The organism is Streptomyces sp. NPDC079020 (assembly GCF_044542225.1).
Classification (GTDB): Bacteria; Actinomycetota; Actinomycetes; order Streptomycetales; family Streptomycetaceae; genus Streptomyces.
This window is the reverse complement of sequence record NZ_JBITUB010000001.1, coordinates 148,883-168,780: the sequence shown is the minus strand read 5'-3', so window position 1 is coordinate 168,780 and position 19,898 is coordinate 148,883. Positions and strand designations below refer to the sequence as shown.

Sequence of the window (19,898 nt, the reverse complement as noted above, 5' to 3'; positions counted from 1 at the left end):
CGGCGCTGGTCACCCTGCCCGCTCCGGGAGGGCACGGCATCCGGTGCGCGGCCGACCGGGCGAGCCTCGGCGCGGCGGAGGTTCGCCTGGTGCACTTATCGGGCATATCGTGGTATCAGCGCTTGATTGGGGCGTGATCGATTTCTGTCAGGGGGCCGTGATGGGCCAGGAGCTAGTGATCGTGGTGGTGGCGGCCATCTGCGTCGCCGCGGTGTACGCCGCGGCGGCGGCCCGGGTCGTCAAGCAGTACGAGCGCGGTGTGGTGCTGCGGCTGGGCAGGCTCCGCAACGACGTGCGAGGGCCGGGCTTCACCATGGTCCTGCCCGGCGTGGACCGGCTCCGCAAGGTGAACATGCAGATCGTGACCATGCCCGTGCCCGCCCAGGACGGCATCACCCGGGACAACGTGACGGTCCGGGTGGACGCCGTCATCTACTTCAAGGTGGTCGACGCGGCGAGCGCGGTCGTCCAGGTGGAGGACTACCGATTCGCGGTCTCGCAGATGGCCCAGACCTCGCTCCGGTCGATCATCGGTAAGAGCGACCTGGACGATCTGCTGTCCAACAGGGAGAAGCTGAACCAGGGCCTGGAGCTGATGATCGACAGCCCCGCCGTCGGCTGGGGTGTGCAGATCGACCGGGTGGAGATCAAGGACGTGTCCCTGCCGGAGACGATGAAGCGCTCCATGGCACGTCAGGCGGAGGCCGACAGGGAGCGGCGCGCCAGGGTGATCAACGCCGACGCGGAGCTGCAGGCGTCGAAGAAGCTGGCCCAGGCGGCCGAGCAGATGTCCAGCCAGCCGGCGGCCCTGCAGCTGCGACTGCTCCAGACCGTGGTCGCGGTCGCGGCCGAGAAGAACTCCACCCTTGTCCTGCCGTTCCCGGTCGAGCTGCTCCGTTTCCTGGAGCGGGCGCAGCAGCCGCAGCAGGAAACGGAGCAGCAGCAGCAACAGCAGCCGCCACAGGTTCCGCAGCGGACCGATGCCGCGAGGGCCGAGGCCTCCGGAGCAGGGTCCGCCAGGAAGGGGTCCCCCACGGGCTCGACGGCTTCCACGCCTTCCAAGGCCTCCACCTCCAAGGCCTCCACGGCCTCCACGGCCTCCAGGACCGATGCCGGGCCGTTCGCCCGTCACTGAGCGGGCCGCCCCTCGCCGCCGACCGCTCTGAGCTGCGGTAACAGTCGCGACAACGGCAGCCGGAGCGGTCGTTGTCAGACCCCCCGCCTAGACTCGCGGAGTCAGAGGAACACACACGAGCCGGGGCGGGAGGGGGTGGCCGGACATGGCCGTACAGGACACGCACGACGCGCGGGAAGCGCACCTCGGCCGCCTGCTGCGCCAGCCGGCGGTCTTCCTGCCCGGCGCGCTGCCCAGAGACGGCCGGGTGGCCTTCTGGGACCCGGAGGAGCGCGGGGACGCCGCGGAGGCCGGGAATCCGTTCGCGTACGTCACCGGTGCCGCACCGGCCGGGACAGCGGCGCCCACCACCGCTGCACCGGCCGGGACAGCGGCGCCCACCACCGCCGGGCAGGGGGGAGTCACGGAGCTCACCGTCGTCCGGCGTGACGGTACGGGCGGCGCCCGGGACGTCCGGACGCGCACCGTCCCGGCCGTGCTGCTGTCCGTCGAGGACGCCCTGCCCCTGCTCGTCCGTGCCCGTCATCGGGCATCCGCCCATCCCGCCACGCGCTGCTGGGGTGCGGCGGCGCTGCACGCGCTGAATCTGGTGGCACGGGGCAGGCTGCTGCCCGGACTGACGGCGGGGAACCACGACGCCTGGCGGGCGGGGCCGCGTGACGCGGAGGACGTCGCGCAGCTGCGGGCCGTCGCCGCCGCGATGCCGCCGGAGGGTCACGCGGTGCCGGTCCAGGTCCTCCCGCCGCTCCGGCTCCCCGACCCCGAGTTCCTGATCGGCGCCTTCCTCGACGCGGTCGCCGACACCCTGCCCCGCACGCCGGCCGCGGCGTACGCGATGGGGGCGCCGTTCGCCGCCCGCGAGGCCCAGCATCTGCCCGGTGCCGCCGCCTGGGCCGTCGAGGTGGCCTCCGGCCTGGACGCGGGTGTGCGGGTCTCGTTGCGGCTCGACCTCTCCGCGTACGAGCTCTTCGACACCGCCGACACCTACGCCCCCACCGCCGCCCCGGACGGTTCCGGCGACGCCGACGGCCCCGGGGGTGCGGGTGGTCCGGGAGATCCCGCCACGCGCCACGCCGCCGCGGCCGTCGTCCAGGTGCACAGCCTCGCCGACCCGACGTATGTGATCGACGCCGCCGCCCTGTGGCACGGCGGCGGAGGTGAGCCCTTCGGGCCGCGGGCCCAGGTCGACGCGGTGCTCGCGCTGCGCCGTGCCGCCCGCGTCTGGGCTCCGCTGGAACGGCTGCTCGGCCAGCCCGTTCCCGACGTGCTCGCCCTCGCCGAGGACGAGCTGTACGAGCTGCTGAGCGATGCCGGGGCCCGCCTCGCGGCGGCGGGCGTCACGGTCCACTGGCCGCGGGAGCTGGCCCGCTCGCTCACCGCGTCCGCCGTCGTGCGCCCCGCGCCCGGCTCGGCCACCGACGGCACCTCGTTCTTCGACGCCCAGCAGCTCTTCGCGTTCAACTGGCAGCTGTCGCTGGGCGACGAGCAGCTGACCGAGGCCGAGATGGACACCCTGGCCGAGGCGCACCGCCCGGTGGTGCGGCTGCGGGACCAGTGGGTGGTCGTCGACCCCGCGCTCGTACGCAAGGCGCGCAAGCGGGAGCTGGGGCTGCTCGATCCGGTGGACGCCCTGGCCGTCGCCCTCACCGGGAGCGCCGAGGTCGACGGGGAGCAGGTGGACGCGGTGCCGGCCGGTGCGCTGGCCGCTCTGCGGGCCCGTATCCTCACCGACGACGCGACCGTTCCGGCGCCCCCCGGCCTGGACGCGACCCTGCGGGACTACCAACTGCGGGGCCTGGCCTGGTTGGACCGCATGACCTCGCTGGGTCTGGGCGGCTGCCTCGCCGACGACATGGGCCTCGGCAAGACGATCACGGTGATCGCCCTGCATCTGCACCGGGCCCGCTCCGCGCCGACGCTGGTGATCTGCCCCGCCTCCCTCCTGGGCAACTGGCACCGGGAGATCAACCGCTTCGCGCCCGGCGTTCCGGTGCGCCGCTTCCACGGCACCGACCGCACACTGACCGACCCGGACGGCGGCTTCGTCCTCACGACGTACGGCACGATGCGCTCCAGCGCGGCCCGGCTCGCCGAGCAGTCCTGGGGCCTGGTCGTCGCCGACGAGGCGCAGCACGTGAAGAACCCGCACTCCTCCACGGCCAAGGCCCTGCGCACGATCCCGGCCCCGGCCCGCGTCGCCCTCACCGGCACCCCTGTGGAGAACAACCTCTCCGAGCTCTGGGCGCTGCTCGACTGGACGACCCCCGGACTGCTCGGCCCGCTCAAGGCCTTCCGGTCGCGGCACGCCCGGATCGTGGAGAACACCGGTACGGCCGCGGGGCTGGGCAACGACGAAGCGGTCGAGCGGCTGGCCCGGCTGGTCCGCCCCTTCCTGCTGCGCCGCAAGAAGTCCGACCCCGGCATCGCCCCCGAGCTGCCGCCGAAGACCGAGACCGACCACCCCGTCTCCCTCACCCGCGAGCAGGTCACGCTCTACCAGGCGGCGGTGCGCGAGACGATGGCGCAGATCGAGGCGGCGGAAGGTATCGCCCGCCGGGGTCTGGTGATGAAGCTGCTTGCTTCGCTGAAGCAGATCTGCAACCACCCCGCCCAGTATCTGAAGGAGGAGCCGACCCGGCTCACCGGCCGTTCCGGCAAGCTCGCGCTGCTGGACGAACTCCTCGACACGATCCTGTCCGAGGGCGGTTCCGTCCTGATCTTCACCCAGTACGTGACGATGGCCAGGCTCCTCTCCGCCCACCTCGCCTCCCGTGCCATCCCCTCCCAACTCCTGCACGGCGGTACGCCGGTGGCCGAACGGGAACGGATGGTGGACCGCTTCCAGGCGGCCGAGGTCCCGGTGTTCCTGCTCTCCCTCAAGGCGGCCGGCACCGGACTGAACCTCACCCGCGCCGCCCATGTCGTCCACTACGACCGCTGGTGGAATCCGGCGGTCGAGGAACAGGCCACCGACCGGGCGTACCGGATCGGCCAGACCCAGCCCGTGCAGGTCCACCGGCTGATCGCGGAGGGGACCGTGGAGGACCGGATCGGCGAGCTGCTGGAGTCGAAGAGGGCGTTGGCCGACGCGGTCCTCGGCACCGGCGAGAGCGCGCTGACCGAGCTCAGCGACCGTGATCTGGCCGATCTCGTCTCGCTCCGGAGGCCGTCATGAGCCCCCTCCCCGCGCCCCGTCCCGCATCCCGCACCGCATCCCGCGCGGCGCCCCGGTCCCGGCCGGGCCCCGACGATCTGCGGCGCACCTTCGAAGCGGTACCGGCCCGCACGTCCCAGGAGGGCGAGCCCTTCGCGGACAGCTGGTGGGGGCGTGCCTGGGTGGCCGCCCTGGAGTCGCTGTCGATGGACGAGGCACGGCTCGCCCGCGGACGTACGTACGCCGACGCCGGACATGTCGCCGCGATCACCGTCACTCCCGGCCGGGTCGTCGCCTATGTCCACGGCAGCCGCCCCCGCCCGTACCGGGCCGAACTGCGTCTGCGCACCTTCACGGACACCGGCTGGGACACCCTCCTCGACGCGGTCGCCGCCCACCCCGGGCATCTGTCCGCACTCCTGGCCAAGGAGATGCCGCACTCCCTGGCCGACACGGCCCAGGAGGCGGACACCCGGCTGCTGCCCGCCGCGGGCGATCTCGATCCGAGCTGTTCGTGCCCGGACCACGGCCGGCCCTGCAAGCATGTCGCGGCACTCTGCTTCCAGACGGCCAGGCTGCTCGACAGCGACCCGTTCGTCCTTCTGCTGATGCGCGGCAGGGGTGAGCGGGAGCTGCTGGACGAGCTCGGCCGGCGCAACGCGGAACACTCCGCCCGGGAGCGCCCCGCCGCCCCCGACGCGCCCTCGGTCGCCGCCGGTGACGCGCTGGCCGAGCGCTTCCTGCCGCCGCTCCCGGCGCCCCTCCCGGTCCCCCCGCACCCCGGGCAGCCGCCGTCCTACCCGGATCTGCCGGGCGCACGCGATCCGCTGGGCCTGGACCACCTCGCCACGGACGCGGCGGCCCGCGCCCACCGGCTGCTCACCACCGGCGAGGACCCGCTCGCGGGCCTCACCCCGTGGCAGGACGCGGTCCGGCTGGCAGCGTCCCGCCCCACCGCCGGGCTCACCGCCACCACCCGGGCCCTCTACCGGGAGCTGGCCTTCGCCACCGGCCGTACCACCACCGACCTGGCCCGTGCCGTCGCCGCCTGGCGGCAGGGCGATGCCGAGGGCCTCGCGGTCCTGGAGGCCTCCTGGGACCCTCCGGCCGGTCCGTTCGACCGGGCCCGTCCGGCCCTGGCCGCCGCCGACTTCCCCCGCTTCCAGCCCTGGCGCAACCACCTCACCCACCCGGGCGGCGCCCTTCAGCTCCGCTTCGGCCACGACGGCCGCTGGTACGGCTACGAGTCCGACCCCGGCGCTGACGACTGGTGGCCCCGCGCCACTCCGGACACCGATCCGGTGAGCGCCCTGGAAGCCCTGCTGGGCGGCTGACAGCCGCGAAAATCCCTTCGACCGGCGCGGGTTGGCGGTGCTACGTTCCCGCACGTGGCGAAACTCAATCAGATCATCGCAGTGGAGAAGGGCGTCAAGTCCAAGGCACACCAGGACCTGACGGCGGCGCATCACGGCCTTCAGAAGGCCGGACTGCTGGCCGGGATCTCCCGGACCTACCAGCCGAAGGACGAGGAGGGCGAGCAGCTGCCGCCCGAGTCCACCCTGGTGCAGGTCAAGGCCGAGGACGTTCTGCGGGAGACCGCGCTGACGCTGACCCGGCTCTTCGATGTGACCGCCACGAAGGACTGGGCGAACTGCACGGCCCGCGCCGATGTGCTGGTCGACGGCCGGGTACTGGTGAGCGCGGTGCCGGTGTCCTACCTCCTCTTCCTGGAGAAGCAGCTGACCGACATCAACACCTTCGTCCGCAAGCTGCCGGTGCTGGACGCCTCGGAGGCATGGACGCAGGACCCGTCGACCGACTCCTGGAAGACAGAACCGGTCAGGACCCTCCGTACCAAGAAGGTGCCCCGCAATCATGTGAAGGCGGAGGCCACCGAGAAGCACCCGGCACAGGTCGAGGTGTACTACGAGGACATCCCGATCGGGTACTGGACGACGGTGAAGTTCTCCGGAGCCCTTCCCGCGCGGCGCGTCAACGAGCTGCTGGACCGGGTGGAAAAGCTCCAGCAGGCGGTGAAGTTCGCCCGCGAGGAGGCCAACGGCGCCGATGTCACCGACCAGCGGGTGGGTGACGCGGTATTCGGTTACCTCTTCGGGTAACCGACCATGGATTCCCCGGCCACCATGACACCACGGCCGGGGTGCGCGAGGAGCGCAAGCTGAACCTGAAGCTTGTCGTGACGACGCGGTTCCAGTGGAGGTTCGATTCCTCCCTCCGGCACTCCCGCGTACACCGCCGCAGGTGTACGCGTCCGGGCCGGAGTGGCCCAACTGGCAGAGGCAGACCGCGATCAATCTCAGACTCTTGCTCCAGACTCAGCATTCGCCACCGATCGCCGGATCAAACGGGCCTGGGCCCAAGGGCGTCGAGATGCCGGTTCGACTCCGGCCCGCGGAGCTTCGGTCCGCGGTCGTCTAAAGGCAGGACGCGACGACATAAGGCTGACCCAGGTCCTTAAATGTGCCGGTGTGCAGCATGGGTGGCAACCACAGGGCCCGGAGGCCGGCTACGCCTCCGGGCCCGCTCCCGTCCCTGCCCCCGCTCCCGTCCCCGCCGCCTGTGCCGGACCCGGCCCCGGGGAGACGCCACGGCCTGCGCCCAGGGAGACACCGCGGCCGGCGAAGAAGCGCCCGAAGTGCGCCAGCGGCAGCCGCGCGGACCGCGACCCGGCGTGCGTCCCGGACGGATTGTGGAAGTGGACGCCGTCCCCGTCCGGTGTGCGCGAGGTCAGCAGCACCAGATGCCCGCCCCGCCCGGGGGCCGGCCGCTCGGGGTGCCGGATCCCGTAGTGCACCGACGCCATCACCGTCCGGCCCTCGTCCAGCAGTCCGGGGATCTCCTGGAGGGCGAGATGCCGGTGCACGGTGGCGTCGAGCCCGTGGACCTCATGTACGTACCGGGCGAACGGGGCGTAGACCAGGCCCTTGATCACCCCGTCCGCGTCCTCGGTGTACGCCCCGTACGTCAGCCCGCCGTCGCGCAGGGCGAACAGCGGGGGAACGGCGGCACCCGGGCCGGGAACACCGGACGGGCCGGGAACTCCGGACGGGGCGGGAACACCGGGTGCTCCGGGGGCGCCCAGGGCCATGCGCAGACAGGTCATTCCGCACAGATGACCCGCCCAGCGCGCGTACTCGGCGGGCGAGGCCGCGCCGGATTCCGCCCAGCCCGGATCCTCGGCCGGATTGAGCCCGCCCTCGACGATCGGCCCCACCAGCTCCGGAGTGGCGAACTGCGTGTGGACGGGAACCCGGCAGAACGAGCAGGTCACTGGCGGTATCCATTCAGGAATCGGCCGATGCGGCTGATGGCCGCGTCCAGATCGTCGGCGTAGGGGAGGGTCAGAATCCGGAAGTGGTCAGGGCGCGGCCAGTTGAACCCCGTGCCCTGGACCACCTGGATCTTCTCGCGCAGCAGCAGATCGAGGACGAACCTCTCGTCGTCGACGATGGGGTGCACCTTCGGGTCGATGCGCGGAAACGCGTACAGCGCGCCCTTCGGCTTCACACAGGAAACGCCGGGGATCTCGTTGAGCTTCTCCCAGGCCCGGTTGCGCTGCTCGTACAGCCTGCCGCCCGGTGCCACCAGTTCACGGATGGACTGCCGGCCGCCGAGCGCCGCCTGGATGGCGTACTGCGAGGGCGCGTTGGGGCACAGGCGCATCGAGGCGAGCATGGTCAGGCCCTCCAGATAGCTGCGGGCGTGCTGCTTGGGCCCGGACACCACCATCCAGCCCGAGCGGAAGCCCGCGACGCGGTACGTCTTCGACAGCCCGCTGAAGGTGAGGCAGACCAGGTCGGGGGCGAGGGCCGCCACGCTGTGGTGCTCGGCGTCATCGTAGAGGATCTGGTCGTAGATCTCGTCGGCGAGCACCAGCAGCCCGTGCCTGCGGGCCAGTTCGAGGATCCCGTCGAGGATCTCGCGCGGGTACACGGCGCCGGTCGGATTGTTCGGGTTGATGATCACGACGGCCTTGGTGCGGTCGGTGATCTTCGACGCCATGTCGGCGAGGTCCGGGTTCCAGTCCGCCGACTCGTCGCAGACGTAGTGCACGGCCTTGCCGCCCGCGAGCGTCACCACGGCCGTCCAGAGCGGGTAGTCGGGCGACGGGATCAGCACCTCGTCGCCGTCCTCCAGCAGCCCCTGCACGGCCATGGAGATGAGCTCCGAGACCCCGTTGCCGAGGAAGATGTCGTCCACGCCGACGTACGGCAGCCCCATGGCCTGGTAGCGCTGCGCGACAGCGCGCCGCGCGGAGAGGATGCCGCGCGAATCGGTGTAGCCGTGTGCCTGCGGGAGCATCCGGATCATGTCCTGGACGATCTCCTCCGGCGCCTCGAAGCCGAAGAGCGCCGGATTGCCCGTGTTGAGGCGGAGCACGCTGTGGCCCGCCTCCTCAAGGGCGTTGGCCTGCTCGATGACCGGGCCCCGGATCTCGTAACAGACCTCGTTGAGCTTGCTGGACTGCCGGAACTCCATGCGGTGCCTCCCCGACCTGATTGCGATACTTGGTTTTACCAAGCTCGGGCTTGGAAAGTCCAACAACATGTCTAGACTGCGTCGCATGCCACGTCAGCAGCAGCCAGCAGCACGCCCTGTCCGCCGCCGGAGTTACGACCAGTTCTGCGCCGCCGCCCGCGCCCTCGACTCCGTCGGCGACCGGTGGACCCTGCTGATCGTCCGTGAACTGCTGGCGGGCCCGCGCCGCTACACCGATCTGCACGCCGACCTGCCCGGCGTCAGCACCGATGTGCTGGCCTCCCGCCTCAAGGACATGGAGCAGGGCGGCCTGGCCGTGCGCCGCCGGCTCCCGCCACCGGCGGCGGCGTCCGTGTACGAGCTCACCGAGCGCGGCCACGGCCTGCTGCCCGTCCTGGCCGCGCTCGCCGAATGGGGCGCGCCGGCACTGACCGGGCGGCGCCCCACCGACGCGGTACGGGCGCACTGGTACGCCCTGCCGCTGCTGCCTGCCCTGGACGGCCTGACGCACAGCGGAGTCGTCGAGGTCCACCTGGACGAAGGCGAGTTCCATGTCCGCGCGGGAGCGGGGGGAGAGGGCGGGGACGTGTACGGCTACGGCCCCGCCGACCGTCCCGATGCCCGGATCACGCTCGACGCCGAGCTGTGCCCGGCGCTCGGCAGGGGCGAGGTGACGTTCACCGAGGCGGTGAAGGACGGCCGGATCGAGGTGACGGGCGAGGGGCCGCTCGCCGCCGAACTGCGCGGGGAGTGAGGCCGGGGGACGGGGGATGATGGGCGCGTGCGACTCGAAGCGATCACCTGGGACGGGCTGGCCGGGGCCCTGGCGGCGCACGCGGACACCCTCACGCCGTCGGACGGTGGTGCCCGGCTCCGGGTGGGCATCGACGGAGCCCCGGCGTCCGGTACCGGCGAGCTGGCCGAACGCGTCGCCCAGGGGCTGCGGGTGCGCGGCCGGGCCGTGCTCGTCGTGGCCACCGAGGGATTCCTGCGTCCGGCGAGTCTCCGGTACGAGTACGGGAAGGAGGACCCCGACTCGTACGCCGACGGCTGGTTCGACACGGGTGCCCTGTGGCGCGAGGTGTTCGGGCCGCTGGAGCCGGGCGGCAGCGGGCGGGTGCTCCCGGACCTGTGGGACCCGGTGACCGACCGGGCGACCAGGAGCCCGTACCACGCCCTGCCCGAGGGCGGAGTGGTGCTCGTGCACGGACCGCTGCTGCTGGGACGCTGGTTCCCGTTCGACCTGAGCGTCCATCTGCGGCTCTCGCCGGGGGCGTTGCGGCGGCGCACCGCGGAGTCCGGCCGGTGGACCCTGCCCGCGTTCGCCCGCTACGAGGACGAGGTCGCGCCCGCCGAACGCGCCGACGTGGTCGTAAGGGCCGACGACCCGCGGCATCCCGCCTGGTCGGGGCTGGGGGACACGGGGCGGGGTGCGGGCCGGGGCGCGTAGCGGGAGGCCGGCGCGTGACGGTGGGCGGGTGCGGTGGGGCCCGGCGTCTGATGGTGGCCCGGCGTGTGCTGGTGGGCGGGCCGGGGTGTTACGGCGGTGGTCGGCCGCCGACCGTGGCGACCGCTTCCGCTCCTGCCCGGCAGCCCGCGGCCGCGGCCGAGGCGTCGTCCGCCCCGGCGAGACGCGCCGCGAGGAAGCCTCCGGTGAACGCGTCGCCCGCGCCCGTCGAGTCGACCGGGCCGTCGACCGGGCGGGCGGCGACACGGGCGATCACCGCACCCCCGACTGCCAGCAGGGCGCCCCGCTCGCCGAGCGTGACGACGACCTTCGGGAACCGCCGGCTCAACTTGGCTGCGGCATCCGCCGGTTCGGGCAGACCGGTCAGCTGCTCGGCCTCGTCCGCGTTGGGCAGCAGCAGATCCGCCCCGTCGGCGAACTCCAGGAAGCGGCCGGCACCCAGCTCGGCCAGAAAGCCCGCGGAGGCGGGGTCCACACTGACCGGGATGCCGCGCCGCCGGGCCGTCCGCAGGGCCAGGAGGGCCGTCGCGCGGCTGGTCGCGGCGAACAGCAGATAGCCGGAGATATGCAGATGGGCGACGCCGTCGAGCATCGAGGGCGAGAAGTCGTCGGGGGCGAGGCGCAGCACGGCGCCGCTGTCGGTGAGGAAGGTGCGCTCGGCGGACCGGTCCACCAGCGCGATGACCGTCGCGGTCGGCACCTCCGTGTCCAGGGCCAGCAGCGGACGTACGCCCGCGCGGTCCAGCGCCTCGCGGTGCCAGGCCGCGGAGCCAGCACCGGCACGGGCCAGCAGGGTCACGTCCCGGCAGCCCGAACGCACCGCCCAGCAGGCGACGTTGGCGCCCGCGCCGCCCGGCAGCGTACGGATCCGGGCCGCTGTGTCCGTGCCGTGGACGAGCCCCGGTCCATGCCGGGCCACGATGTCCGTGACCACCTCCCCGACGACGAGGAGCCCGCCGGACGGGGGAGGACCGCCCCTTTCCGTCACAGGAGGGCCGCCGCCGCGATCCGTGCCGCGAGCCGCACGTTTCCGCGTACCGCCGCCAAGTTGGCCTCCAGCGAGGCGCCTTCGGTCCGCCGCATCAGCTGGTCCAGCAGGAACGGGGTGACGGCCTGCCCGGTGATGCCGCGCTCCCGGCAGGCGTCCAGCGCCTCCGCGAGCACCCGGTCGTGCACCGCTGGATCCAACTGGTCCGCTTCCGGTACGGGGTTGGCGACGATCAGCGCGGACTCCGGGCCGCCGAGGGCCTCGCGCGCCCGCATCACCTCCGCCACCTCCCCCGGGGTGCGCACCGTCCAGTCGACAGGCTCGCCCGAACTGCTCAGATAGAAGCCGGGGAAGTGCCCGGTGCCGTAGCCGAGCACCCCGACCCCGAGCGTCTCCAGGCGCTGGAGGGTGGCCGGGACGTCGAGGATCGACTTCACTCCGGCGCACACCACCGTGATGCCGGTGCGTGCGAGCAGCCGCAGATCCGCGGACTCGTCCTGGCTGTGGGTCCAGTCGCGATGCACCCCGCCCAGGCCCCCGGTGGCGAAGACGCGCAGCCCCGCGCGGGCGGCGAGGAAGGCCGTCGCGGACACGGTCGTCGCCCCGCTCACGCCCGCCGCCGAAGCGGGCGCGAGGTCCCGGTGGCCCAGCTTCCGTATCGCCGGATCACCGGCGACGCGCTCCAGCCCGGCTTTGTCCAGGCCCACTTGTGCTCTGCCGTCCAGTACGGCGACGGTCGCGGGGACGGCCCCCTCGGCACGCACGAGATCCTCCAGCTCCACGGCGACCTGAAGGTTGCGGGGGCGCGGCAGACCGTGCGCGATGATCGTCGACTCCAGTGCGACGACGGGGCGGCGGGCGGCGAGGGCCGCACGTACCTCGTCGGACAGTGCCGGCGCGTAGCGCCCGGCGTCGTCGTGCGCGGGGCCGGGGGTGTGCTCCGGCGGTCGGCGGGTCGTCTGCTCCGACGGGTTCTGTGGCATGCCCCATCCCTGTCGCGGGCGGGGCGCCCGCAAACCAGGAAGTGCCGCCCCGCCGCCGGTCCTGGCCGCTTCCCACCGGTCCTGGTGGCCCTCCGCGCCGGTCGAGGTGGGCCCTCTCCGCCGGTCGAGGCGGGCCCTCTCCGCCGGTCCTGGTGGCCGGGGCTCCGGGAGCGGCGGCTAGGGTGACCGGCCATGACGACACTTGATCAGGCTCCCGCCTCCTTCTCCGTGCACATCCCGGATGCCGAACTGGAACCAGAACCTCTCGATCCCGCGCAGATCGTTTCGGGTGACCCGGTGGTGACGGGCAAGGTGCTGTGGGAGTCCCCGGACGGCAAGCAGGTGCGGGGCATCTGGCAGATCACGCCCGGAGTGGTCACCGACACCGAGGCCGACGAGCTGTTCGTGGTCGTCAGCGGGCGGGCGACGGTCGTGGTCGAGGGCGGCGGGACGCTCGAGGTGGGGCCGGGGGACGCCTGTGTGCTGCGGGAGGGCGACCGTACGACGTGGACGGTGCACGAGACGCTGCGCAAGGCCTACCACATCAGTCTTTGAGGCGCCGGTTCCGGTCGGCGGCCGGGCCCGCCGCCCGGCCGCCCGCGGCCCGTTCCCCGTTCGGGTCCGCTGCCCGGTCCGCGGCCCGATTCCCGTCCGGGTCCGCGGCCTGTCCGTCGTTCGGGTCCGGGGCCCGGTCGCTGTCCGGGCGCAGGCTCCGGCGCAGGGCGAGCGCGGCCATCGGCAGCAGCAGACAGGCGCCGATCGCGTTCAGCGGGCCGTAGCCCCACTGGGAGACGATCACCCCGGCCACCGCGCCGCCGACGCCCGCCGCCGTGTTCATGGTCAGGTCCGACAGACCCTGCACGGCGGCGCGGGCGGCCGGTGGCACCGAGTCGGTGAGCAGGGCCGAACCGGCGATCATGCCCGCCGACCAGCCGAGCCCGAGCACGAACAGGCCGGCGGCGGTCTGTCCGTCGCGGTGGCCCGCGGTGCCCGCCAGCAGCGCGGCACAGGCGAGCAGGCCGACCGCCAGACCGATGACGGCGAGCCGGCCGAGCCGGTCGGACAGCCAGCCCATCACCGGTGAGAACGCGTACATGCCCGCGATATGGCCGCTGATGACCAGCCCGATCAACTGGAGGTCCGCACCGTGCCGGCCCAGATGGACCGGGGTCATGACCATGATCGAAACCATGGCCGTGTGCGAGACCGCCACGGTCACCAGCGCGAGCCGGGCCATCGGTGCGGCCCGGACGGCGGCGACGGCGGTCCGCAGCGAACGCTTTCCGGCGGCGGGGCCGTCGTCCGGCGCCAGCGCGCGGGCCGTGAGCAGCGGGTCGGGGCGCAGCAGTACCGCGACCACGAGGCCCGCGAGCAGGAAGATGGCCGCCGCGATGAGGAACGGGCCCGCGTTCTCGGGCACGGCCGTACCGCGGAAGAGCCGGCCCGCCGGTGCGGTGATGTTGGGGCCGAGCACGGAGCCGATCGTCGTGGCCCAGATGACGGTGGAGATCGCCCGGCCCCGCCGGTCCGGGCCCGCGAGATCGGCCGCGGCGAACCGGGCCTGGAGATTGGCCGAGGAGCCGGCGCCGAAGGCGGCCATGCCGAGCAGCAGCAGCGGAAAACTGCTCACGACGGTGGCGAGCACCACCAGGCCGGCACCGAGCGCACCGATCAGATAGGCGACCACCAGGCCGGGTCGGCGGCCCCGTGCGGTCATCAGCGCGGCCAGCGGCAGTGACAGCAGGGCCGTACCCGCCACCGAGGCGGTCGAGGCGAGACCGGAGAACGCTTCGGAGCCACTCACCTCCGTGGCCAGGACGGGGGCCAGGGCGATGGCGATGGGCACGCCGAGGCCGCCGAGCATCTGGCTGGCGATGAGGACGGCGGATGTCCTGCGCTGCAGCGCGGGCAGGTCGGCGGCGGTGACCGCGGGGAGGGAGCGGGGGGTCGTCACCGGCGAAGTGTGCCATCACCCGTACGTGAGTACGAAGGCGGTTTCGGTGTCCCGTCGGCCACACGCCGATGGGACGAGGCGGCCACGGGGCCGTAACGGCGGCTGCCGGCCCAAGCGGCGGCTGTCCGCCCCGGGGCGTCCCTTCAGAAGAGCGGCTGCGGCAGAACCCCCTCCAGGGCGAGCAGCCGCCGCTTGGTCTCCAGCCCGCCGCCGAAGCCGCCGAGCCCGCCGTCGCTCTCCACCACCCGGTGGCACGGCACCACCACCGGAAGCGGATTGGACCCCATGGCCGCCCCCACGGCCTGCGCCGCCCCCGGCTGCCCCACCCGCGCGGCCAGCTCGCCGTACCCGACGACCGTCCCGTACGGCACACCGAACGCCAGCTCCCGGAGCACCTCGCGGTGGAAGCCGGAGGTCAGCGACCAGTCCAGCTCCAGCGTGAATTCCCGCAGCCCGCCCGCGAAATAGGCCGCGAGCTGGCGTATCGGCGCGGCGAGCCGCGCGGAGCCGGGAACCTCCACCGGCTCCGCGCCGAGTCGCGTGCGCAGCCGGCCGAGCGCCTGGTCCCGGACGGCGGGTGCGGCGTGGAAGATCACGCTCACCAGCCCGGTGCCGGTGGCGGCGAGCAACAGCGGTCCGATGTCGCTCGGTACGACGGACCACTCCACGGCCTGCTCGTTGCTGTTCATGCCGACCACGGTACGACCGGCCACTGACAACGCGGCATCCACGGCCGCACCACCACTCCCAGCACCTTCCCGCGCGTCCCCGTCCGCGCGTCCCGGCCGTCCGTCCCTGTCCGTCCGGCGTCAGTGTCCGGCGTCAGTGTCCGGCGTCAGCGCGTGGCGTCACGCACCACGTCGGGGAAGTTCGTGATGATGCCGTCGACCCCGAACTCATGGACCTTGGCCGCGTTCGCCGCGTCGTTGACCGTCCAGGTGTTCACCTGGAGCCGTTTGCCGTGCGCGCCCTTCAGCTTGTGGACGGCCGCCACGTAGTCCGCGCTGATCGTGGAGTACGAGGGGTTGATCTGGTCGGTGAACGCCGCGTACGACGGCAGATCGGCCACCGCCGGTGTGCCCAGGAAGCCGGTGGTGATGTCGGGACGGAGCGTGTGCACCTTCTTCACGCTGTCGCCGCCGAAGCTCTGGATGATCAGCTTGTGCTTCACATGGCGGCGGTCGAGCCAGCCCTCCTTGCGCAGCACCCGCAGGGTGGCCTGCTCGATGCCGGGGTAGGTCTCCGGGCTCTTGATCTCCAGCAGCAGCTTCTGGCGGTTGCGCTCGACCCGGTGCAGATACTGCTTGAGCGTCGGTACCCGGGCGCCCGCGAACTGCGCGCCGAACCAGCTCCCCGCGTCCAGTCTCGCGATCTCGGCGGCGGTGAAGTCCTTGACCGCCCAGGGGGCACGGTCGGGGTAGACCTCCTCGGCGTTCGTCGTCCGCTTCAGGTTGGTGTCGTGGATGACGACCAGTTCACCGTCCTTGGTGAGCTGCACATCGTTCTCCACCCAGTCGATGCCCAGGTCGTCCGCGGCGTCCACGGCGGCCAGGGTGTTCTCCGGCGCGTACGCCGAGGCCCCCCGGTGGGCGAAGACGACCGGGCTGTCGTGACGGCCGCGACTGTCGTGACGGTCGGCGGCCTGCGTCTGGGATGCGGGCAGCAGCAGAGCGCCGGCGCCGAGCAGGGCGGCGACGGCGGTGGAGGCGGTTGCGGTGCGTACGGACACGTGTACTCCTCGCTCGGAGATGCGGACACGCAGAGAGTCGCAGCCGATCACCAACGGAGAACAGGGCGCCGATGGCCACGACGTGAACGGAATCCCCGGTACCGGGTCACCGGCGGATCTCCATGTCGATAAAATGCCGCTCTTATGTTTGTCTGCCGGGCCTCGCCCCTTAGGGTCACCCCCGAACCCGGGCTTCCGTGAAGGGCGTACCAGCATGCAGGGCACAGTGGACGGTTTCAGCTACGGCCTCGTCACCCCGGTCGCGGCATTTCTCATGGCCTGCCTCGGCGCCGCGCTGGGACTGCGCTGCACCACCCGGTCCCTGAGAACGGAACAGTCCTTCAAGGCCGGCTGGCTGGCCCTGGGGGCCACCTCCATCGGTTCCGGTATCTGGACCATGCATTTCGTCGCGATGATGGGGTTCACCGTCGAAGGGGCGCCGATCACGTACGACAAGGCCATCACCTTCGCGAGCCTGGCTGTCGCGATCGTGATGGTCGGTGTCGGCATCTTCATTGTCGGCTACCGCGGCGCGACCCGCATGGCACTGATCACCGGCGGCACCATCACCGGCCTCGGGGTGGCCTCCATGCACTACCTCGGCATGGCGGGAATGCGGCTCCAGGGACAGTTCGCGTACGACACGCTCACCGTGTCCCTGTCCGTCGTCATCGCCGTGGTGGCCGCTACCGCCGCGCTCTGGGCGGCCGTCTCCGTCCACGGCTTCGCGGCCAGCCTCGGTGCGAGCCTGGTCATGGGTGTCGCGGTGAGCGGAATGCACTACACCGGAATGGCCGCGCTCGACGTTCACCTGCATGCCGACGCCCCCACCGGCGCCGTCGCCGGGGACACCCCCGCCACACTGATCGTCCCGATGCTGATCGGCCCGGCCGTCTTCCTGCTGCTGGCCGCGGTGGTCGTGATGTTCGACCCCCTGGTGGTCATGGGAGAGCCCGGCGGGGAGGGCCGACGGAACGGCGGGGGCGTCCGGGGCACCGGCCGGCCCGGGGCCGTGGCCGCCCAGCCGCGCCGCGCGACCCATGAAACCCCTGGCCGCAGGGATACCAGGCCGCCGCGGTACCGCTGAACCGGCCCCGTTGTCAGTGGGGGGTCGTACGGTGGTTGCATGCGGCCCGTTTCGAAGATCGAACGTTCGGTGGCGCCTTTCGAGGTCGTCAGCTCCTACCAGCCCAGCGGCGACCAGCCGGCGGCCATCGCCGAGCTGGAGCGGCGCATCCGCGCCGATGAGAAGGACGTGGTCCTGCTCGGCGCCACCGGCACCGGCAAGTCGGCGACCACCGCGTGGATGATCGAGAAGCTGCAGCGCCCCACCCTGGTGATGGCGCCGAACAAGACGCTCGCCGCCCAGCTCGCCAACGAATTCCGCGAGCTCCTGCCCAACAACGCCGTCGAGTACTTCGTCTCGTACTACGACTACTACCAGCCCGAGGCGTACGTACCGCAGTCGGACACCTACATCGAGAAGGACTCCTCGATCAACGAGGAGGTCGAGCGGCTGCGCCACTCCGCGACGAATTCGCTGCTCACCCGGCGTGATGTCGTCGTGGTCGCCTCCGTCTCCTGCATCTACGGCCTCGGCACGCCCCAGGAGTACGTGGACCGGATGGTCCAGCTCAAGGTCGGTGAGGAGATCGACCGCGACCGGCTGCTGCGCCGCTTCGTCGAGATGCAGTACAGCCGCAACGACCTGGCGTTCGCCCGTGGCACCTTCCGGGTGCGCGGCGACACCATCGAGATCTTCCCGGTCTACGAGGAGCTCGCCGTCCGCATCGAGATGTTCGGCGACGAGATCGAGGCGCTCTCCACCCTCCACCCGCTCACCGGAGAGGTCATCAGCGAGGACCGGTCCCTCCACGTCTTCCCCGCCAGCCACTACGTCGCGGGTCCCGAGCGGATGGAGAAGGCGGTCAGCGGCATCGAGCAGGAGCTGGAGCAGCGCCTGGCCGAGCTGGAGAAGCAGGGCAAGATGCTGGAGGCCCAGCGGCTGCGCATGCGCACGACGTACGACATCGAGATGCTCCGCCAGATCGGCACCTGCTCCGGCGTCGAGAACTACTCGATGCACTTCGACGACCGCGCCCCGGGCACCGCCCCCAACACCCTCCTCGACTACTTCCCCGAGGACTTCCTGCTCGTCCTCGACGAGTCGCACGTCACGGTGCCGCAGATCGGCGCGATGTACGAGGGCGACGCCTCCCGCAAGCGGACCCTCGTCGACCACGGGTTCCGGCTGCCGTCCGCCATGGACAACCGCCCGCTGAAGTGGGAGGAGTTCCTGAAGCGGACCGACCAGACCGTCTACCTCTCCGCCACCCCCGGCAAGTACGAACTCTCGCGCGGCGACGGCTTCGTGGAGCAGATCATCCGCCCCACCGGGCTCGTCGACCCCGAGGTCGTGGTCAAGCCCACCGAGGGCCAGATCGACGACCTGGTGCACGAGATCCGCGCGCGCACCGAGCGCGACGAGCGGGTCCTGGTCACCACCCTCACCAAGAAGATGTCCGAGGACCTCACCGACTACTTCCTGGAGCTCGGCATCCAGGTCCGCTATCTGCACAGCGACGTCGACACGCTGCGCCGTATCGAGCTCCTGCGCGAACTGCGCGCCGGTGAGTACGACGTCCTGGTCGGCATCAACCTCCTGCGCGAGGGCCTCGACCTTCCCGAGGTCTCGCTGGTGGCCATCCTCGACGCGGACAAGCAGGGCTTCCTGCGCTCGGGCACCTCGCTCATCCAGACCATCGGACGTGCGGCCCGTAACGTGTCCGGCCAGGTCCATATGTACGCCGACAAGATCACCCCGGCCATGGCGCAGGCCATCGACGAGACCAACCGCCGGCGCGAGAAGCAGATCGCGTACAACACCGAGCGCGGCATCGACCCGCAGCCCCTGCGCAAGAAGATCAACGACATCGTCGCGACCATCGCGCGCGAGGAGGTCGACACCGAGCAGCTCCTGGGCACCGGCTACCGGCAGACGAAGGGCGCCAAGGCCCCGGTTCCGGCGCTGGGCGGCAAGGCGGCCAAGGGCGGAGCGCGGGGCGGTGCCGCGTCGAACGGCGCGGTGCTCAGCGACCGGCCCGCGACCGAGCTGGCCGGAATCATCGAGGAGATGACCGAGCGGATGCGGGCGGCCGCTGCCGACCTGCAGTTCGAGGTGGCCGCCCGGCTGCGCGACGAGGTGGGCGAGCTGAAGAAGGAGCTGCGGCAGATGAGGGAAGCGGGCCTCGCCTGACCACGCCGGTCCGGTGTGTTGCAGGACCGACACAAAAACGGCCCGAACCTGCTGCGGGCCCGGGCGGACTGCGTAGGGTGCGGGGAAACCGCACACGGACGGATGCGGGGCAATGCGGAGAGGGGACAGCGCGTGACGGTCAATATGACCAAGGGTCAGGCCATCAGCCTGCAGAAGAGCGACGGGGGGACCCTGACCGCGGTACGGATGGGGCTCGGCTGGCAGGCGGCTCCGCGCCGCGGACTGTTCGGCTCGCGCACCCGCGAGATCGACCTGGATGCCTCGGCGGTGCTGTTCGCCGACAAGCAGCCTGTCGATGTCGTGTTCTTCCGCCACCTCGTCAGTGATGACGGCTCGGTGAAGCACACCGGCGACAACCTGGTCGGCGGCGCCGGTTCGGGCGGCGACGACGAGGCGATCCTCGTCGACCTCGCGCGCGTCCCGGTCCACATCGACCAGATCGTCTTCACGGTGAACTCCTTCACCGGGCAGACGTTCCAGGAGGTGCAGAACGCCTTCTGCCGCATCGTCGACGAGACCAACGGCCAGGAGCTCGCCCGCTACACGCTCGACGGCGGCGGACAGTACACCGCCCAGATCATGGCGAAGGTGCACCGCGCGGGGAGCGGGTGGCAGATGACCGCCCTCGGCAACCCGGCCAACGGCCGCACGTTCCAGGACCTGATGCCCTCGATCCTGCCGCACCTGTAGGGGCCGCTCACGGCACCGGA

16 protein-coding genes, 1 tRNA gene and 1 pseudogene are annotated in these 19,898 nt (G+C 72.0%); 11 read left to right on the top strand and 7 right to left on the bottom strand.

The window, feature by feature from the left end; genetic code table 11:
- Window positions 1-160: 160 nt before the first annotated feature.
- From ACIGJO_RS00810 to ACIGJO_RS00790, 5 genes and pseudogenes are all read left to right on the top strand, one after another.
- Window positions 161-923, top strand: a pseudogene (locus tag ACIGJO_RS00810) (slipin family protein); the annotation flags it as partial.
- A 357-nt stretch (window positions 924-1,280) separates the two neighbouring features.
- Window positions 1,281-4,310: a DEAD/DEAH box helicase gene (locus ACIGJO_RS00805; RefSeq protein WP_399950017.1), complete on the top strand. Its 3,030-nt coding sequence runs from the start codon at window positions 1,281-1,283 to the stop codon at window positions 4,308-4,310.
- Entirely contained in the window at window positions 4,307-5,623 is a 1,317-nt protein-coding gene (locus tag ACIGJO_RS00800; protein WP_399950014.1) for an SWIM zinc finger family protein, read from the top strand. Before ACIGJO_RS00805 ends, ACIGJO_RS00800 begins: the two co-directional genes overlap by 4 nt.
- Window positions 5,624-5,677: 54 nt before the next feature.
- Window positions 5,678-6,409 carry a hypothetical protein gene (locus tag ACIGJO_RS00795; protein ID WP_399950011.1) on the top strand — a complete coding sequence of 244 codons (732 nt, stop codon included), beginning with the start codon at window positions 5,678-5,680 and terminating at the stop codon, window positions 6,407-6,409.
- Window positions 6,410-6,444: 35 nt separating this feature from the next.
- Window positions 6,445-6,530 (top strand) — tRNA-OTHER (locus ACIGJO_RS00790).
- Between the two features lie 286 nt (window positions 6,531-6,816).
- Here the strand turns inward: ACIGJO_RS00790 and ACIGJO_RS00785 are convergent.
- Window positions 6,817-7,581, bottom strand: a complete 765-nt coding sequence (locus ACIGJO_RS00785; RefSeq protein ID WP_399950008.1) for a peptidase — start codon at window positions 7,579-7,581, stop codon at window positions 6,817-6,819.
- Entirely contained in the window at window positions 7,578-8,789 is a 1,212-nt protein-coding gene (locus ACIGJO_RS00780) for a pyridoxal phosphate-dependent aminotransferase (protein ID WP_399950004.1), read from the bottom strand. Before ACIGJO_RS00780 ends, ACIGJO_RS00785 begins: the two co-directional genes overlap by 4 nt.
- Window positions 8,790-8,874: 85 nt before the next feature.
- On the opposite strand from ACIGJO_RS00780, the gene ACIGJO_RS00775 reads away from it, so the two are divergent.
- Both ACIGJO_RS00775 and ACIGJO_RS00770 read left to right on the top strand, forming a co-directional pair.
- The gene (locus tag ACIGJO_RS00775; RefSeq protein WP_399950001.1) at window positions 8,875-9,543 is read left to right on the top strand and encodes a winged helix-turn-helix transcriptional regulator; all 669 of its coding nucleotides are present in this window, start codon (window positions 8,875-8,877) and stop codon (window positions 9,541-9,543) included.
- A gap of 27 nt (window positions 9,544-9,570) precedes the next feature.
- A complete protein-coding gene (locus ACIGJO_RS00770; protein ID WP_399949998.1) occupies window positions 9,571-10,239 on the top strand; it encodes a uridine kinase in 669 nt (222 codons plus the stop codon).
- An 88-nt stretch (window positions 10,240-10,327) separates the two neighbouring features.
- On the opposite strand, the gene ACIGJO_RS00765 is transcribed toward ACIGJO_RS00770, so the two are convergent.
- Both ACIGJO_RS00765 and ACIGJO_RS00760 read right to left on the bottom strand, forming a co-directional pair.
- The gene (locus tag ACIGJO_RS00765) at window positions 10,328-11,245 is read right to left on the bottom strand and encodes a carbohydrate kinase family protein (protein WP_399949995.1); all 918 of its coding nucleotides are present in this window, start codon (window positions 11,243-11,245) and stop codon (window positions 10,328-10,330) included.
- Window positions 11,242-12,228 (bottom strand): pseudouridine-5'-phosphate glycosidase, encoded by a 987-nt coding sequence (locus ACIGJO_RS00760; protein ID WP_399949992.1) that lies wholly within the window; start codon window positions 12,226-12,228, stop codon window positions 11,242-11,244. The genes ACIGJO_RS00765 and ACIGJO_RS00760 overlap by 4 nt, the downstream gene beginning before the upstream one ends.
- Before the next feature lie 192 nt (window positions 12,229-12,420).
- Between ACIGJO_RS00760 and ACIGJO_RS00755 the strand changes: the two genes are divergently transcribed.
- Complete coding sequence (locus ACIGJO_RS00755) at window positions 12,421-12,783, top strand: cupin domain-containing protein (RefSeq protein ID WP_399949988.1); 363 nt, start codon at window positions 12,421-12,423, stop codon at window positions 12,781-12,783.
- On the opposite strand, the gene ACIGJO_RS00750 is transcribed toward ACIGJO_RS00755, so the two are convergent.
- From ACIGJO_RS00750 to ACIGJO_RS00740, 3 genes are all read right to left on the bottom strand, one after another.
- On the bottom strand, window positions 12,773-14,182 hold the full coding sequence (locus ACIGJO_RS00750; protein WP_399949985.1) for an MFS transporter: 1,410 nt from the start codon (window positions 14,180-14,182) through the stop codon (window positions 12,773-12,775). The two genes, ACIGJO_RS00755 and ACIGJO_RS00750, sit on opposite strands and share 11 nt — an antisense overlap.
- Window positions 14,183-14,325: 143 nt before the next feature.
- Entirely contained in the window at window positions 14,326-14,871 is a 546-nt protein-coding gene (locus ACIGJO_RS00745) for a methylated-DNA--[protein]-cysteine S-methyltransferase (protein WP_399949982.1), read from the bottom strand.
- A gap of 146 nt (window positions 14,872-15,017) precedes the next feature.
- Entirely contained in the window at window positions 15,018-15,911 is an 894-nt protein-coding gene (locus ACIGJO_RS00740; RefSeq protein WP_399949979.1) for a glycerophosphodiester phosphodiesterase, read from the bottom strand.
- 214 nt (window positions 15,912-16,125) lie between these two features.
- On the opposite strand from ACIGJO_RS00740, the gene ACIGJO_RS00735 reads away from it, so the two are divergent.
- From ACIGJO_RS00735 to ACIGJO_RS00725, 3 genes are all read left to right on the top strand, one after another.
- On the top strand, window positions 16,126-16,998 hold the full coding sequence (locus ACIGJO_RS00735) for an MHYT domain-containing protein (protein ID WP_399949975.1): 873 nt from the start codon (window positions 16,126-16,128) through the stop codon (window positions 16,996-16,998).
- Between the two features lie 39 nt (window positions 16,999-17,037).
- Window positions 17,038-19,167, top strand: a complete 2,130-nt coding sequence (gene uvrB, locus ACIGJO_RS00730) for an excinuclease ABC subunit UvrB (protein WP_399949972.1) — start codon at window positions 17,038-17,040, stop codon at window positions 19,165-19,167.
- A 132-nt stretch (window positions 19,168-19,299) separates the two neighbouring features.
- A complete protein-coding gene (locus ACIGJO_RS00725; protein ID WP_329942296.1) occupies window positions 19,300-19,878 on the top strand; it encodes a TerD family protein in 579 nt (192 codons plus the stop codon).
- Window positions 19,879-19,898 lie beyond the last annotated feature (20 nt).

Excerpts from the sequence above, each read along its gene's own strand:
- ACIGJO_RS00805 (WP_399950017.1), top strand. The coding sequence starts at position 1,281 with ATGGCCGTACAGGACACGCACGACGCGCGGGAAGCGCACCTCGGCCGC.
- ACIGJO_RS00800 (WP_399950014.1), top strand. The coding sequence starts at position 4,307 with ATGAGCCCCCTCCCCGCGCCCCGTCCCGCATCCCGCACCGCATCCCGC.
- ACIGJO_RS00780 (WP_399950004.1), bottom strand. The coding sequence starts at position 8,789 with ATGGAGTTCCGGCAGTCCAGCAAGCTCAACGAGGTCTGTTACGAGATC.
- ACIGJO_RS00775 (WP_399950001.1), top strand. The coding sequence starts at position 8,875 with ATGCCACGTCAGCAGCAGCCAGCAGCACGCCCTGTCCGCCGCCGGAGT.
- ACIGJO_RS00760 (WP_399949992.1), bottom strand. The coding sequence starts at position 12,228 with ATGCCACAGAACCCGTCGGAGCAGACGACCCGCCGACCGCCGGAGCAC.
- ACIGJO_RS00755 (WP_399949988.1), top strand. The coding sequence starts at position 12,421 with ATGACGACACTTGATCAGGCTCCCGCCTCCTTCTCCGTGCACATCCCG.
- ACIGJO_RS00745 (WP_399949982.1), bottom strand. The coding sequence starts at position 14,871 with ATGAACAGCAACGAGCAGGCCGTGGAGTGGTCCGTCGTACCGAGCGAC.
- ACIGJO_RS00735 (WP_399949975.1), top strand. The coding sequence starts at position 16,126 with ATGCAGGGCACAGTGGACGGTTTCAGCTACGGCCTCGTCACCCCGGTC.
- uvrB (WP_399949972.1), top strand. The coding sequence starts at position 17,038 with ATGCGGCCCGTTTCGAAGATCGAACGTTCGGTGGCGCCTTTCGAGGTC.